Raw genomic sequence first — 15,389 nt, 5'->3', positions numbered from 1 at the left:
CCGGACTTTGACCCGGGCATGATCTCTCTCCGGCAGATCTCTTGAGCCAGCCGATGGATCGCCGAGGTCAAGCCCGGCGATGACGGCTCAGCCTGCTTCGCTCAGGCTGCGGCGGCGCGCTTCTCGTGGCCGGCGAGCATGCGCGCGATCTCGGCCGCGGGCTTCGGCGCGCTGAACAGGAAGCCCTGCACCTGCTGGGCGCCCTCGGCCCGCACGGCGGCGAGCTGGGCTTCGGTCTCGATACCCTCGACCAGCGTCGTGATGCCGAGGCTGGCGCCGAGGCCGACCAGGGCGCGGATGATGGCGGCCCCGTCCGCCGCGGAATCAGCGTTGCGCACGAAGGACTGGTCGATCTTGATCTTGTCGAACGGGAAGCGCCGCAGATAGCTCAGCGACGAGTAGCCGGTGCCGAAATCGTCCATCGCGATCCGGATGCCGGTGCGCCGAAGGAGGTGCAGCGTCTCCAGGATCGACTCGGTGTCGTCGAGCAGCACGCTTTCGGTGATCTCGAGTTCGAGGCGTTCGGGCTTCAGCCCGCTCGAGGCCAGCGCCACCAGCACCGTCTGCGCGAAGGTGCGGTGGCGGAGCTGAACCGCCGAGACGTTGACCGCCACGCTGATGTGGCTCGGCCAGGAGGCTGCGTCGCGGCAGGCCTGATCCAGGATCCAGTCGCCGAGGGGAACGATCAGGCCGGTCTCTTCAGCAATCGGGATGAACGTCGCCGGGCTGATCAGCCCTTGTTCGGGGTGGCGCCAGCGCACCAGCGCCTCGAAGCCGTTGACCTGGTCGCCGCCGAGCTCGACCAGCGGCTGATAGTGCAGCTCGAAGGCCTTGGTCGCGAGCGCGTCGCGCAGGTCGCGCTCCAGAATGATCCTGGCCTGCGCCGTCTCGTCCATCTGCGGATCGAACACGCTGGCCGCTCCGCGACCGAGCGACTTGGCGTGATAGAGCGCCATGTCGGCGTTCTTGAGCAGGCGCTCGATGTCCTGCCCATCATTCTCGTCGAGCGCGACGCCGACGCTGGCGCCGATTTGCACCGGCAAGCCGTCGAGGTCGTAGGGCGCGCTGACGACGGCGATGATCCGGTAGGCGAGGGCGACGGCGGAGGCTTCGTCCTGGACGTGGTTGAGCACCGCGAACTCGTCGCCGCCGAGGCGCACCACGAGGTCGACGTCACGGACGCTGGAGCGCAAGCGATCCGCGATCGCGCGCAGCAGCGCGTCGCCGACGGAGTGTCCGTGGGCGTCGTTCACAGCCTTGAAGCGGTCGAGGTCGAGGCACAGCACGGCGAGCCGCCCGGGGCGGCCGTCGTCGCGCGAATCCGTGCGCTGCTCGCGCAGCGCGACGCGGTTGGGCAGGTCGGTCAGCGCGTCGTGGCGCGCCATGTGGGCGATGCGCGCCTCGGTGCGGCGGCGCTCCGTCACGTCCTCGAAGGTGGCGACCCAGCCGCCGCCGCTCATCGGCCGGTGGCTGACGGCGATGACGCGGCCGTCGGCGAGTTCGCGGTGGACCGGGACGGCGTGGTCGATCGCGAGCGAGGTGCGCGTGCCCTCGCACAGTTTGTCGACGGTGTAGCCCTTCTGATAGCGCCCGAGGCTGACCAGCTCCTCGACGATCTCGCGCTGTGTCATGCCGATGCGCAGGACCCCGCGGCTCAAGCCGAACATGTCGCAATAGCGGTTGTTGACGACGAGGAGCCGGGCGTCCGCGTCGAACATGCAGAGCCCCTGGCTCATGTTCTCGAGCGCGGCGTTGAAGCGGCGGACCTGTTCCGCGAGTTCGTCGCTCGCGTCGCGCTGGGCCGTGACGTCGGAACCGACGCCGCGAAAGCCCAGGAATTCGCCGGCGTCGCCGTAGATCGGCGTGCCGCTGATCTCGAACCAGCGTTGCCGTCCATCGGGATGGGCGTAGGGATAGGTGAAGTTTTCGATGTCGCGACGCTCGGTGATCGCGGTGTGATAATCGTCCCACGTCACAGCGCCCGAAGCGCCGTTAGCGAAGCTGATGCGCTCTTTGCCGATCAGGTATGATCGGGGTCTACCAAAGATCTGCTCGATGTTTCCTGAAAGGAAGACCAGCCGCCGCTCGGCGTCGATCTCCCAGAACCAGTCCGACGTCAGTCGCGAAAAATCGTTGAGGTTCCGGTCCATCGCAGAAGCGCTCGCAATGACGATGCGAGTAAGCTAAGCTCGCGCCCATGAATATACAGTAAATATCGGTTCTTAGAAGATGTTGCTCATTTCGTAGACTGCAATTTGCATGATTCCCTCGCCCTCTGCTTGATATTTAGGCGGCTATTCGCCGGAAGATAGCGAAGCATAATACGCGGCAACCGCACGTATGTCCTCTTTGGACATAAGGAACGCGATCTGGCGCATGATCCCCCGGAAGGCCCCTCCGCCCCGCGAATCGTGTTCCTTCTCCCAAAGCAGCAATTGCTGCTCGAGATAGGACGCGTGCTGTCCGGCGAGGCGGGGATAAGCGGGGTTCTGGGCGGTCGGCGCTGGGCCGTGGCAGGACGCGCAGGCCGGCGTGCCCGTCGCCCGCACGCCCTCGCGGGCGATCCTCTCGCCGGCCGCGATCAGCGTCCGGTCGACGGGCGCGCGGGTCGTGGTCCAGGATTGGCCGGCATAATGGTCTGCGAGCGCTTTAAGGTCGTCCTCGGTCACGCGCGCGGCGGTCGTCGCCATGATCCCGCTGTGACGGTCGCCGCTGGCGAAGGCCTTCAGCGCGTCGAACAGATAGGCTCGGCTCTGGCCGCCGATGACGGGAAATGCGTCGCCGTCCCGCCCCGCGCCGTCGCGGCCATGGCAACGCGCGCAGTCGGCGAGGATGTCCGGCCGCAACGGCCCCGACGGCGGCGCGACCGCCGTAAGGCCGCCCGCCGAACCGTCCTCCTCGGCGCCGAAGGCCAGCGCCTTGTAGGTCTGAGGCGTCATGCCCGGAAGCTTCAGCAGGAAAGCGGTCACCGCCCAGGCCTCGTCCTCCCGCTCTTCCGCCGAGATCCAGGCCGGCATCCCGGCATATTTCACGCCGTTCTTGACGATCCAGAACAGGTGCTTCGGCTCCCAGGTCGGGACCTTGGCGTCGAGATCCGGCGCGGTCGGAACCATCTCGCGGATGACCGGCGAGCGCGGCCGGCCCGGCGCGCCGTGGCAAGAGGCGCAGCCCGAAGCGTAATGACCCGCGCCGCGGGCGATCAAAGCGGGATCGTCGAGATTTCCGGGCGTCTCGACTGCGATCGTGTGGGTCTTCACCGAGTTCACCATCACGAAGTGCAGCAACCAGTCGGTGATCGGCCAATGGCCGGTGGTGGCGGCGACGTTGAACAGGCCCGACCACCCGAAGGCGAGAACGCCTGCCGCGACCGCGAACGCCGCCAGCAGGGCGCGGAGCGGCGTGACGAGCAGCGTGAAGCGCCAGTTCATCATGGCGTCGCGCCCCGCTCGGCGCGTTCCGGAGCGGCGCGCAACAGACGGGCGGCGAGCGTCACGCCGCCCGCGAGATAGACCGCGCCGCCGACGAGCAACATGATGATCCCGCCGACATGCTGCCCCTGCAACGCGTCGCCGCCATGGTGATGGGCGGCGTAGAGCGGGCGGGTGGCGACCGACAGCAGGACGCCGAGCAGCGTCATGTGGATCGAGGTCAGCAGCATCGCGAGCACGCCGGCCCCGGACCGCTGCTGGCGCTGGTCGCCGGCATGGCCGAAACAGGCGACCCAGAGCCACAAGCCGGAGATCAGGAAGCTCGCCTGCTCCGCCGCGAAAGCGAGGGCGTTCGTGCGGGCGAGATCGTGCGCCCCTGGGGCGTGCCAGCCCCAGACGACGAAGAGTTCAAGCAGCGAGGCGGGGATCGCTGGAAACAGCCAGGCCAAGCGCTGCGAGGGATCGAACCGCGTTGCGACCAGCCCGAGCGCCAGCAGAGGGGCCGCGATCGCGACCACCGCCATGTGGCGGGCCATGTGCGCTGGGAAGCCATGGCCGAGCAGCGCGTCCGCCGCCGGCGCCCAGGCGAACGCGAGCACGAGAAGGCCGCCGCCGAGAAGGAGAGGGCGGCTCACCGGCAATCTCCGATGAAGATTGCGGGCAGGGCGACGAAGATCACGCCGATGATGGAAAGCCCGCAGAGCAGGATGGTGGAGAAGCCGAGAAAGCCCTGCCGGCCCTCGAAGCTCGGCTCGTCGAAGGGCGGGTCGACGTCGCCGCTCCGCCAGTGGCCCCAAGCCTGTCTCAGGCAGAGCGCGATGATCCCGAGCGCGAGAACCGTGGCGGCGGCGATGACGGCGCGCGCCACGGTGATGTCCGGCCAGGACGTCCCGGTGAACACGCGGGCGTCCGCCATGGTCTTCGCGCAATAGGCCGACGCCGTGACGTAGCAGACGAGGAAGTGCAGGGCCCAGACGGTCGGCGCCGTGATCAGCGTGACGAGGTTCGCGCGGGTGGAGGCGATCATCGCGCCACCAGTGGGAACAGGGCGATCGTCGCGGCGGTGACCGCCATGGTGATCATCGCGAAGTGCCAGAACAGCGCGACGTTGTGGATGTCGATGTCGTACTCGGCGGTCAGCTTTCTCGCCGCCGAACGCGCGAGGCAATAGAGCGTCATGATCACCCCGACGCCGAGATGGATCGCGGTCCAGATCGCGAGCACCCACACCGTCGCGGGATAGACGTGGGCCGTTGGATCGAGGCCGCTCGCGTGCGGCCCCCACAGCAAAGCCGCGCCGCCGCCGACTGCGAGCAGAGCGGAGACCACGAGCCACAGGTTCAGCGACAGCGGCTTGTCGGCGGTATTCGCCCGGCGCGCGAGCAGCATCGCGCCCCATGAGGCTGATGTCAGCGCGAAGGCGAGCCCCGGCCAGAACACGCCCGGACCGGCCGTGTCCGATGGCGGGAAGCCGGTGGCGTGGATCGTCCAGTAGAAGAAGTAGCCGAAGATCAGGCTCGCAAACGCCGACATGTCGCCGATCATCGTGATGAACATCGCCCACCAGCCGACCGAATCCGGGCCGGAGACGTAGAGCGGCAGCTTCAGGCCAAGCCCGACGTCCTTCTCCTTCTTCTCCGGGATGATCGCCGTGCCGCGCCAGAGCCAGAACAGGATCGAGACGAGCGCAGCGATCGAGAACAGGATGGTCAGCGTCCAGGCGTAGAAGGTCGCCGCGATGAAGGCGCCGCCCGTGAGGAAGGCTGCGCCCATAGTCATGAAGGTGTTGCCGGGCACGCGCAGGCACTGGATCGGCCGCGCGTCGAGCACGGACGTGATCAGCGTCTCGCGTTTTCCCTCTTCGGCGTCGGGCAGATAGAAGCGGCCTTCGTCATAGTCGCGGACGAAGTTCGGCTGGTCCCAAAGCGGATAGCGCGTCGTGACGATCGGCACCGTGCGCACGCCCCAGTCGCGGCCCGGCGTCTCCGACAGCCATTCCAGCGTGCCGGCGTTCCAGCAATTGCGCTCCGCGTGAGGCTGCTTCGACTTCGGGCGCAGCACATCGAAGGTGATGACCAGCACGCCGGCGGCGAACACGAAGGCGCCGAGCGTCGAGACCATGTTCAACGTCTCGAAGCCCAGGCCCTCGGCATAGGTGAAGACGCGCCGCGGCATCCCGCGCAGGCCGGTGACGTGCATCGGCAGGAACGTGACATTGAAGCCGACGAACATCAGCCAGAACGCCCACTTGCCGAGGCGGTCCGAGAGCTTCCGCTCCATCGCGAAGGGGTAGAAGTAATAGAGCCCCGCCATCAGCGGGAAGACCATGCCGCCGACCAGCGTGTAGTGCAGGTGCGCGACGACGAAGTAAGTGTCGTGCGCCTGCCAGTCGAACGGCGCGAGCGCGACCATGACGCCCGTCAGCCCGCCGAAGACGAAGATGCCGAGCGCCCCGAGCGCGAACAGCATCGGCGTGGAATAGACCACGCGGCCGGCGAGCAGCGTCGCGATGAACACGAAGATCTGCACCCCGGTCGGGATCGCGACCGCTTCCGACGCCGCCGAGAAGAAGGCGAGCGAGATCGAGGGCAGGCCCGTCGTGAACATGTGGTGGACCCACAGGCCGAACGACAGGAATCCAGTGCCGACGGCGGCCAGCACGATCCAGGAATAACCGAGGATCGGACGCTGCGCGAAGGTGGGCACGATCATCGCGAGCAGCGCGATCGCCGGCAGGAAGACGATGTAGACCTCCGGGTGGCCGAAGATCCAGAACAGGTGCTGCCACAAGAGCGGATCGCCGCCGCGCTTCGGATCGAAGAACGGCCAGTCGAACATCCGCTCGAGCTCGAACAGGATGTCGCCCGCGATCAGCGGCGGAAAGGCGAACAGGATCATCGCCGCGACGACCAGCACGTACCAGGCGTAGAGCGGCATCAGATTGATGCGCATGCCCGGCGGCCGGCACTTCAGCGTGCCGACGATCAGCTCGACCGCGGCGGCGATCGAGGCGACCTCGATGAAGGACAGGCCGAGCAGCCAGACGTCGGCGCCGATCCCGGTCTGCTTCTCGTCGGTGGTGAGCGGCGGATACATGAACCAGCCGCCATCGGGCGCAGCGTCGAAGAAGATCGACCCGCAGACGAAAACGCCGCCGAGCAGAAAGCTCCAGTAGCCGAAGGCGGAGAGCCGCGGAAACGGCAGGTCCCGCGCGGCGAGGATCTGCGGCAGGATGACGATCGCCACCGCCTCGAAGATCGGCACCGCGAACAGGAACATCATCGCCGTGCCGTGCAGCGTGAAGACCTGATTGTAGAAGGTCGCGGACAGGAAGTCGTTTCCGGGAACCGCGAGCTGCGTGCGGATCATCAGCCCGAGCGCGCCCGCAAACAGGAAGAAGAACAGCGAGGTCGCGGTGTACCAGATCCCGACGTCGGAATTGTTCACCGCCGACCAGTAGCGGAAGCCGCCGGGCGTCTCCCACACCTTCTCGAGCCGGTCCTCCTGCGCCTTGCGGTGTTCGGGATCGTCCTGTTGAGAAGGCGCGCGGGGCGCGTCTAGGGCGCTCACTTCAGGCTCCCGAGGTAGCCTGCGATCGCCAGCAGGTCTTCGCGGGGCAGGGCGGGGTAGGCCGGCATCTTCACGCGCGGCTTCACGGTGTCGGTCTCGCGGATGAAGCGGGCGATCTGCTCCGGCTCGTTCGGAAGCGTTCCGGCGCCGATCGTGGCGCGCTCGCCGAAGCGGGTCAGGTCCGGGCCGACCTCGCCCCTGGCTTCCGTGCCCGCCACCGCGTGGCAGGCGCCGCAGCCGTTCTGGAGGAACAGCGTCTTGCCCTGCGCCGTCTCCGCGGCTTCAGCGGCGGGCCGCGACTGGCCGCTCAGCCAGGCGTCGAAGTCCGGCTTCTCCATCGCGATCACGGGGAACGCCATCAGAGCGTGGCTCGCGCCGCAGAATTCCGCGCACACGCCGCGATAGACGCCGGCCTTCTCGGCCTTCAGGACGAGCCGGTTCTCGCGGCCGGGAATCATGTCCACCTTGCCGCCGAGCGAGGGGTTCCAGAAGGAGTGGATGACGTCGGGGCTGGTCAGCGCGAACGCGACGCGCTCCCCGACCGGCACCCGCACCTCGTTAGCCGATCGGACGGGCGGCCCGTCTTTGGGCTGGTAGGTCACGCGCCACCAGAATTGCTCGCCCGCCACCGCGATCGTCAGCCCCTCGCCGGACGCCCGCAGCACGGGCATCAGCCGCAGGCCGTAGATCAGCAGGGCCGTCAGGACGACGGTCGGGAACGCGACGCCGCCCCACAGGATGAAGCGTTTCGCCAGCCGCTCGTCGAGGCCGCCCGAACTGCTGCGGGTCGCGTAGACCGCGACCGACATCACCACCGCCCAGACGATACCGGCGCCGACCGCCGTGACGAAGAACAGGTCGGCGACTGAGCGCGCCTCATGGCCGGCGGGGTCGAGCGCGGACTGGATGCCGGAGCAGCCGCCGAGCGCGAGGCCGGCGACAAGAAGCGGGGCCAGAATTACGGGTTTGCGGCGGATGGGAGGCCCCGCGGGCTGGAATCATTCGAGCGAACGAGCGTCACCGTGGCGGCTCTACGTCCCCGGCGCCACAATGAAGCGGCTCGACGCCTTGCCCTCGGGTCACGTCCACGTGATCTCTTGCGCCTCGCCTCCCGAACGCCCGATGTGAGCCGCATGACCCGCCGCGCCCTCCTGATCGTCAACGCCAAAAGCCGCAGCGGACAGGATTCGCTCGCCGCGATCACCACGGCTCTGCGCCGGCACGGGATCGAGCCGACGCATCTACAGACGGACCGGCGCGAAGACATCTCGCCGGCGATCGTGGCTCGCGCCGACGAGGCGGACATGGTGGTCGTGGCGGGCGGCGACGGCACCATGAACGCCGCGGCGAAGGGCGTCGTGCAATCCGGCCTCCCGCTCGGGATCGTGCCGATCGGCACCGCGAACGACCTCGCGCGCACCATCGACGTGCCTCCCGACGTCGAGCAGGCGGTCGCGATCATCGCTGCCGGTCGTACCCGGCGGATCGACCTCGGCGAGGTCAATGACGAGCTGTTCTTCAACGTCGCCAGCATCGGGCTCAGCGTCGAGCTCGCCAAGGAGCTGACCCGCGACCTCAAACGTCGCTTCGGCGTCCTGGGCTATCTCATCGCCTCGTTCCGGGTGCTCGCCCGCGCGAGGCCGTTCCACGCGGAGATCGTGTTCGAGGACCGCCGGGTGCGCTGCAAGACGCTGCAGATCGCGGTCGGAAACGGGCGGTTCTACGGCGGCGGCAATCTGATCGAGGAGGACGCCGCGATCGATGACGGACGGCTCGACCTCTACAGCCTGGAGATCGCGCAGATCTGGCATATCGTCGTGATGGCTCGCGCGCTCCGCAAAGGCCGGCACGGAGACTGGGACGAGATCCGCTCGCTCCGCGGCGAGAGCTTCGAGATCCGCACGCGCCGGCCGCGCCCCGTCAACGCGGATGGCGAGATCGTCACCCGCACGCCGGCGCGCTTCGGCGTCGCGAAAGGCGCAATCGAGGTCTTCGCGCCGGAGGGGCCGCCCTCGGCGACGTGACCGCCAGCGCGCGCGGCGTGGCACGGCGCTTGCTGCCTCTGGCATCCCGACCGTCGCCGCCCGGCGGTCGGCGCTGACCCAAAGGAGCGATTACGCATGATCCGCGCCGAAGTCACCGAACTCGTGCTGTCCGCCAAGCGGATGAAGGGCCTGACCTGGAAGGAGATCCACGAGAAGGTCTCGATCTCGACGTCGCCGATCGTCGTCACCGCGGCGCTGCTCGGCCAGATGCGGCTGGAGCCGAACGAGGCGGAAAAGGCGGCGGCGCTGCTCGATCTGCCGAAGGAGGCGGAGATCCTGCTGACGGAGATTCCGTACCGCGGATCGCTTACCGAGATCCCGCCGACGGATCCGCTCATCTACCGCTTCTACGAGCTCGTCATGGTCTACGGCACGACCTGGAAGGAGCTGATCCAGGAGGAGTTCGGGGACGGCATCATGTCCGCGATCGACTTCGACATGACGATGGAGCGTCAGCCCGACCAGAAGGGCGACCGGGTGAAACTCGCGATGTCGGGCAAGTTCCTCGGCTACAAGCGCTACTGAATTCTCCCGCGCCGCGGCCGCCGAACCAAACCGGCGGCCGTCCGTTCCGCTCCTGAAAGACAGGAGCGTGAACCCATGAAGGACTACCCCAAGCCGCCGTTTCCGAAGCAGAGCCAGCCCTTCCCGGGCGTGACCTCCAAGATGGACCCGCGGCCGGACCATGGCGAGGACAGCTACAAGGGCTCGGGCCGGCTCGCCGGCAAGAAGGCGATCGTCACCGGCGGCGACAGCGGCATCGGGCTCGCCGTCGCGATCGCCTTCGCACGCGAGGGCGCGGATCTTCTGATCGTGCATCTGCCGAGCGAGACCGAGGACGCGGCGACGTGCAAGCGCCTGATCGAGGAGGCGGGCCGCAAGGCCGTGATGGCGCCGGGCGACATCACGGAGGCGTCGTTCCGTGAAGACATCGTCGCGCGAGCCGTGGACGAACTCGGCGGGCTCGACATCCTCGTCAACAACGCCGGCTACCAGAAGCCTTTCAAGGAGTTCCTGGACATCCCGCTCGAGGAATGGACCAAGGCCTTCGACACCAACGTCACCGCCATGTTCCACCTGACGCAGCTCGCCGTAGCGCGGATGAAGCCCGGCGCCTCGATCATCAACACCGCCTCGGTGAACTCCAAGGATCCGACGGGGATGCTGCTGCCCTACGCGACGACCAAGGGAGCGATCGCGAACTTCACCGTCGGACTTGCGGAGCTGATCGGCGAAAAAGGCATCCGCGTGAACGCGGTCGCGCCGGGGCCGATCTGGACGCCGTTCATCCCGGCCGGCATGCCGCCCGAGGCCGTCGAGACCTTCGGCTCGAAGACGCCGCTGGGACGCCCCGGCCAGCCGGCGGAACTCGCCTCGGCCTATGTGATGCTGGCCTCCGACGAGTCGAGCTACACCTCCGGCGCGATGATCACCGTCGCAGGCGGCAAGGCGGTCGTCTGACGCGAAAAGGGCGACGCCGTTGCGCGCCGCCCTTTTTATTGAGGTCAGGTCGGAGAGTTCTCCTCTTCCGGCGCCTCGTCCGGCTGGGGATTGGCGGTGTCCGGCTGTCCGGTCTCCGCGGGCGTCTTCGGGTCGATCTCAGGCGTCTGCGCTTCGGGTTGTTCTGTCATGTGGCTTCATCCCTTCAAGGGCGAAGACCTCGACCGGAACGAGCGGACGGCAACCCCTCCGCTCGTCTAAAAAGTCCGTTTCCGGCCGTCTCGGCCTGTCGTCCAGCGGCCTGACCTACCCGCCGAGATAGGCCTCTCGGACGTTGGGATCGGCGAGGAGATCGGCGCCCGTTCCGCGCTTCACCACGCGGCCCGTCGCGATCAGATAAGCGTAGTCGCAGATTTCGAGCGCCGCGAAGGCGTTCTGCTCGACGAGCAGCACGGTCGCCCCGCCATCTCGGATGCCGCGGATGATGCGAAGCGTCTGCTCGACGATCGTGGGAGCGAGGCCGAGCGACGGTTCGTCGAACATCACGAGCTTCGGACGCGACATCAACGCCCGGCCGATCGCGAGCATCTGCTGTTCGCCGCCGGAGAGCGTGCCCGCAGCTTGGCGCCGCCGCTCGGCGAGGCGTGGGAAGTCGGAATAGACACGGTCGAGATCCTGCCCGACAAGGATCGGGTCCCTGCGGAGATAGGCGCCCATCGCGAGGTTGTCGGCGACGCTCATATAGGGGAACACCCGCCGCCCCTCCGGGCAGTGCGCGACGCCCGCGGCGAGCGCCTGGGCGGGATCGAAGCCCGTGATGTCGCGGCCGTCGAACCGGATTGTCCCGGCGCGCGGCTTCACCAACCCCGAGATCGCCCGCAACGTTGTGGACTTGCCCGCGCCGTTCGCGCCGATGAGCGCGACGAGCTCGCCGGCGCCGACGTCGAGGCTGACGCCCTTGAGCGCCGAGACCGGCCCATAGCCGCATTCGAGGTCGCGAATCTCAAGCATGGGCCGCCTCCCGTCCGGCCTCGCGGGCGGCGGCGCTCTTGCCGAGATACGCCTCGATCACGGCCGGGTCGGCGCGGATCTGATCGGGCGTCCCGTCGGCGATCAGCTTGCCGTGATTGAGCGCCACGATCCGGTCGGAGACCGCCATCACCATCGGCATGTCGTGCTCGACGAGCAGGATCGTCACGCCCCGGTCCCGCACCGAGCGGATCAACCGCATGAAGTTCTGGGTCTCGGAGGCGTTCATGCCCGAGACCGGCTCGTCGAGCAGCAGCATGGTCGGCTCGGTGGCGAGCGCGAGCGCGACGCCGACCAGCCTTTGCTCGCCATAGGAGAGCGAGCCGGCGCGTTCGTTCGCGCGCGAAGACAGGCCGACCCAATCGATCAACCCCCTGGCCTTCTCGCGCCGCGCGACCTCGCCCGCGCGCTCGCGCGGAAGGTTGAAGATCGCATCCAAGAGGCTCGCGCCGGCGTCCTCGCGATGCAGGCCGATCAGGACGTTGTCGGTCACCGTGTCGTTCGGAAACACGCTGGTGCGCTGGAACGTGCGGGCGAGGCCGAGCCGGTTGATGCGGTTGGGCGAGAGCCCCGCAAGGTTCGCCCCGCGAAAGCGGACCTCGCCCTGGGTCGGCTTGAGGAAGCCCGTGACGACGTTGAACGCAGTGGTCTTGCCTGCCCCATTCGGGCCGATGAGGCTGAGGATCTCGCCCTCGCGCACGTCGAAGTGCAGGTCGGAGATCGCCACCAGCCCACCGAACCGCACGCCGACATGATCGACGGAGAGGATCGGCGCATCGGCGACCGCGCTCATGACTGGCCCTCGAGCTGCGGCTTGGCGACGGGCGCTGACGATCGCGCGGCCGCGCGGCCGGCGAACCAGTCGTCGAGATATGGCGCGATCCCGCGCGGCATGACGAACAGGATCGCGATCAGCACAGCCCCGTAGACGATCCACTGCGCTTCCGGCGCCATGTAAGGCCGCAGCGCCACGGGAAGCGTCCCGAAGATCAGGCCGCCGATCACCGGACCGGCGAGCGCGCCTTTGCCGCCGCTCACCACCATGATCACCATCGTGACCGTGTAGGCGAACAGGAAGACGTCCGGATCGATGATGCGGAAGTAATGCGCGTAGAGGCTGCCCGCCGCGCCCGCGATCGCGGCCGAGATGGCGGCCGCGACGGTGAGCGTGCGGGTCGCGTTGACGCCGACCGACATGGCGAGCTGCTCGTTCTCCTTCAGCCCGCGCATGGCCCGGCCGAAGCGCGAGCCCACGAGCCGCGCAACGACGACGTAAGCGAGCGTCGCGACGGCGAGCATCAGGTAGTAGTTCTGCGCCTTGGTCCTCAGCGTCATCTCGCCGAGGCCCGGGAAGCCGATCTTCATCTGCGGGATCGAGGTCAGCGCAAGCGGCCCTTGCGTCAGCTCGATCCAGTTCAGGGCGACGAGCCGCACGACTTCCGCGAAGCAGATCGTGACGATCACGAAATACGCGCCCCGGACGCGAAACGAGAGCCGTCCGACGACGTAACCGCAGGCGCCCGAGACCAGGATGGCCACGAGCAAGCCCGCGAAGGGATGCCAGCCCGCGTGAACGATACGGATGTCGCCGAACAGCCCGACGTCGAAGCCGAGCGTCGTGAGCGCGCTGGCGTAAGCGCCGATGCCGAAGAAGGCGATGTGGCCGAGACTGAGCTGGCCGGTATAGCCGAGCAGCAGGTTCAGGCTGATCGCGCCGATCGTGAAGATGCCGCCGGTGATCAGCGCGTTGAGGAGATAGGGGTCCTTCAGCCAGAGGGGCGCGAGCGCCAGGAGGACGAGGACGATCGGCGGCAGATAGCGGGTCATCCGACGCGCTCCGCGCGGGCGAACAGGCCGGTCGGCTTCGCCAGCAGCACCGCGATGATGATCAGGAAGCCCATCGCGTCGCGGTAGCCGGACGACACGTAGCCGGCGCCGAACTCCTCCGCGAGCGCGAGGATGAAGCCGCCGAGCGTCGCGCCCGAGATCGAGCCCAGCCCGCCGAGGATGACGATGGCGAAGGCCTTTACCGCCGCGAGGTCGCCCATCTGCGGAAACACCACGTAGACCGGGCCGAGCAGCGCTCCGGCGGCGGCCGAGAGGCTCGATCCCAGAGCGAAGGTCGCGGTGTAGATGAAGCGGACGTTGACCCCCATGAGGGCCGCTGCGTCCGAATCCTGGAACGTGGCGCGCATCGCGCGGCCGAGCCGGCTGCCGTTGATCAGCGCGTAGGCGACCGCGATGAGCGTAGCCGCTGCGACCAGCACGAAGAGCCTCAGCCACGAGATCGAGACCGAGCCGAGCGTCAGCGGCGCGTCTGGGAAGGGCGACGGAATGGCCTTGGCGACCCCGCCGAAGGCCCAGAGCGTTCCGGATTGCAGAATGATCCCGGCGCCGATCATCACCAGCATCGTGGTGTCGATGTCCGCGCCCCTGAGCGGCCTCAGCAGCGTCAGCTCGATCGCCGCGCCGAGCGCGAGGCCCGCGACGATGGCGAAGGGCAGCGCCACGAAGAAGTTCAAACCCAGAGCTGTGGAGGCGATGAACATCGCATAGGCGCCGAAGGTGTAGAGCGCGCCGTGGGTGAAGTTCACGACGTTCATGATGCCGAAGATCAGCGTCAGGCCGATCCCGAGCAGCGCATAGGCGCCGCCGAGCACCATGGCGTTCACGAGATGCTGGAGGAACTGGTCCACGGGCGGAACTCCGTTCGCGGCTCCTTAGAGCTTGACCTCGCCGATCGCGCCGTCGGCGATCTCGATGAGGTAGACGCCCGGCTTGCTTTGCCCGCTCTCCTTGCCCTCCGGGCCTGCCTTGGTGAACGCGATGGGGCCGTTGAGGCCCGTGAAGCGGACGTCCCAGAACGCCTTCTGGATCGCCTTGGGCTCGGCGGAGCCCGCCTTCTCGATCGCGGCCGCGATGGTGCGGATGCCGTCATAGCCGCGGAAGCTCTCGGTCGAGCCGGCGAACGGGTAGCCGCGGTTCTTCCACTCGCCGAGGAAATAGGCGGTCGCCTTCGGGTCCGGCGTCTTGTCCGGCGCCCAGGGCAGGAAGGTGGTGAGATGCATGGTCTTCTCCGCCGCCGAGCCCGCCTGGGCGAGGATCTGGTCGGGGTTCTGCGAGCCGCCGGTGGTGACGACGCGCTTTTTCACGCCCATTGCGGCCATCTGCTTGAAGACCAGCGTGAGCTGGTCGACCGCCGCCGTGATCATGAGCGTGTCGGCGTCGGTGCCCTTGATCTTGGCGAGCTGGGCGTTCATGTCCTGCGCGCCCGCGTCCATCGTCTCGGTCAAGCCCACCTCGACGCCCTTGCCCCTCAGCATCTTGCCGAAATCGGCCGCGGCGCCGCGGCCCCAGTCATTGTTGATGACGAGGAAGTCGACCTTCTTCACGCCGAGCTTGTCGACCATCGGCGCAAAGGATTCCGCCTCGAGCGCGGAAGGCGGCGAAATGCGGAACACGAACGGATTGCCGGAGGTCGTGATCTTGCCGGACGAGGAGGTCTCGACCAGCATCGGCACCTCGTATTCCTCGAGCTTCGGCAGGACCGCGAGCGTGAGGCTCGACCCCCAGGCCCCCATCATGACGGGCGTCTGGTCGCTTGTGATCAGCTTCTCGGCGACGGAGGCGGCCTCGGTCGGGTTCGATTTGTTGTCTTCGATGATGAGCTGGATTTTCTTGCCGAGCACGCCGCCCTTGGCGTTGATCTCGTCGGCCGCGATCTTCGCGCCGTTGACGACGTAGGAGCCCGAAGCCGCGAACGGCCCGGTCAGAGGCTCGTTGACCCCGATCTTGATGACGTCCTCGGCGGCCGCAGGGCCGGCGAGAAGGCCGAGAGCCAGGGCTGCGATCGGTGCGATGCGATGGGTCGGCATGG

At 67.8% G+C, this 15,389-nt stretch carries 15 protein-coding genes; 3 read left to right on the top strand and 12 right to left on the bottom strand.

Annotated elements, in window-relative coordinates:
* Positions 1 to 101: 101 nt before the first annotated feature.
* The 6 genes from EYR15_RS12285 to coxB form a co-directional block, all read right to left on the bottom strand.
* Positions 102 to 2,150, bottom strand: a complete 2,049-nt coding sequence (locus EYR15_RS12285) for a putative bifunctional diguanylate cyclase/phosphodiesterase (protein WP_131003828.1) — start codon at positions 2,148 to 2,150, stop codon at positions 102 to 104.
* Positions 2,151 to 2,294: 144 nt separating this feature from the next.
* Positions 2,295 to 3,431 carry a c-type cytochrome gene (locus EYR15_RS12280; RefSeq protein ID WP_245498283.1) on the bottom strand — a complete coding sequence of 379 codons (1,137 nt, stop codon included), beginning with the start codon at positions 3,429 to 3,431 and terminating at the stop codon, positions 2,295 to 2,297.
* A complete protein-coding gene (locus tag EYR15_RS12275) occupies positions 3,428 to 4,063 on the bottom strand; it encodes a cytochrome c oxidase assembly protein (protein WP_245498282.1) in 636 nt (211 codons plus the stop codon). The genes EYR15_RS12280 and EYR15_RS12275 overlap by 4 nt, the downstream gene beginning before the upstream one ends.
* On the bottom strand, positions 4,060 to 4,455 hold the full coding sequence (locus EYR15_RS12270; RefSeq protein ID WP_131003827.1) for a hypothetical protein: 396 nt from the start codon (positions 4,453 to 4,455) through the stop codon (positions 4,060 to 4,062). Before EYR15_RS12270 ends, EYR15_RS12275 begins: the two co-directional genes overlap by 4 nt.
* Positions 4,452 to 6,998, bottom strand: coding sequence for a cytochrome c oxidase subunit I (gene ctaD, locus EYR15_RS12265; RefSeq protein WP_131003826.1), 2,547 nt, complete (start codon positions 6,996 to 6,998; stop codon positions 4,452 to 4,454). Before ctaD ends, EYR15_RS12270 begins: the two co-directional genes overlap by 4 nt.
* Positions 6,995 to 7,906, bottom strand: a complete 912-nt coding sequence (coxB, locus tag EYR15_RS12260; protein WP_131003825.1) for a cytochrome c oxidase subunit II — start codon at positions 7,904 to 7,906, stop codon at positions 6,995 to 6,997. The genes ctaD and coxB overlap by 4 nt, the downstream gene beginning before the upstream one ends.
* Before the next feature lie 225 nt (positions 7,907 to 8,131).
* Between coxB and EYR15_RS12255 the strand changes: the two genes are divergently transcribed.
* The 3 genes from EYR15_RS12255 (at position 8,132) to EYR15_RS12245 (ending at position 10,504) form a co-directional block, all read left to right on the top strand.
* Positions 8,132 to 9,022 (top strand): lipid kinase, encoded by an 891-nt coding sequence (locus EYR15_RS12255; RefSeq protein WP_131003824.1) that lies wholly within the window; start codon positions 8,132 to 8,134, stop codon positions 9,020 to 9,022.
* Positions 9,023 to 9,118: 96 nt separating this feature from the next.
* The gene (cynS, locus tag EYR15_RS12250; protein WP_131003823.1) at positions 9,119 to 9,568 is read left to right on the top strand and encodes a cyanase; all 450 of its coding nucleotides are present in this window, start codon (positions 9,119 to 9,121) and stop codon (positions 9,566 to 9,568) included.
* Between the two features lie 75 nt (positions 9,569 to 9,643).
* The gene (locus EYR15_RS12245; RefSeq protein ID WP_165455492.1) at positions 9,644 to 10,504 is read left to right on the top strand and encodes an SDR family oxidoreductase; all 861 of its coding nucleotides are present in this window, start codon (positions 9,644 to 9,646) and stop codon (positions 10,502 to 10,504) included.
* 44 nt (positions 10,505 to 10,548) lie between these two features.
* Here the strand turns inward: EYR15_RS12245 and EYR15_RS17310 are convergent, their stop codons facing one another.
* The 6 genes from EYR15_RS17310 to EYR15_RS12220 form a co-directional block, all read right to left on the bottom strand.
* Positions 10,549 to 10,674 carry a hypothetical protein gene (locus EYR15_RS17310; RefSeq protein ID WP_280987314.1) on the bottom strand — a complete coding sequence of 42 codons (126 nt, stop codon included), beginning with the start codon at positions 10,672 to 10,674 and terminating at the stop codon, positions 10,549 to 10,551.
* 115 nt (positions 10,675 to 10,789) lie between these two features.
* Positions 10,790 to 11,494, bottom strand: a complete 705-nt coding sequence (locus EYR15_RS12240) for an ABC transporter ATP-binding protein (protein WP_131003822.1) — start codon at positions 11,492 to 11,494, stop codon at positions 10,790 to 10,792.
* A complete protein-coding gene (locus tag EYR15_RS12235; protein ID WP_131003821.1) occupies positions 11,487 to 12,305 on the bottom strand; it encodes an ABC transporter ATP-binding protein in 819 nt (272 codons plus the stop codon). The genes EYR15_RS12240 and EYR15_RS12235 overlap by 8 nt, the downstream gene beginning before the upstream one ends.
* Entirely contained in the window at positions 12,302 to 13,339 is a 1,038-nt protein-coding gene (locus tag EYR15_RS12230) for a branched-chain amino acid ABC transporter permease (protein WP_131003820.1), read from the bottom strand. Before EYR15_RS12230 ends, EYR15_RS12235 begins: the two co-directional genes overlap by 4 nt.
* Positions 13,336 to 14,208, bottom strand: a complete 873-nt coding sequence (locus EYR15_RS12225) for a branched-chain amino acid ABC transporter permease (protein WP_165455491.1) — start codon at positions 14,206 to 14,208, stop codon at positions 13,336 to 13,338. The genes EYR15_RS12230 and EYR15_RS12225 overlap by 4 nt, the downstream gene beginning before the upstream one ends.
* Before the next feature lie 24 nt (positions 14,209 to 14,232).
* Positions 14,233 to 15,387 (bottom strand): ABC transporter substrate-binding protein, encoded by a 1,155-nt coding sequence (locus tag EYR15_RS12220; protein WP_131003819.1) that lies wholly within the window; start codon positions 15,385 to 15,387, stop codon positions 14,233 to 14,235.
* Positions 15,388 to 15,389 lie beyond the last annotated feature (2 nt).

Origin of the sequence: Hansschlegelia quercus (genome assembly GCF_004310425.1) — a bacterium.
Lineage (GTDB): Bacteria > Pseudomonadota > Alphaproteobacteria > Rhizobiales > Methylopilaceae > Methylopila > Methylopila quercus.
Note: the sequence above shows the minus strand (reverse complement) of the source record. Positions and strands in the feature narration are given on the sequence as shown.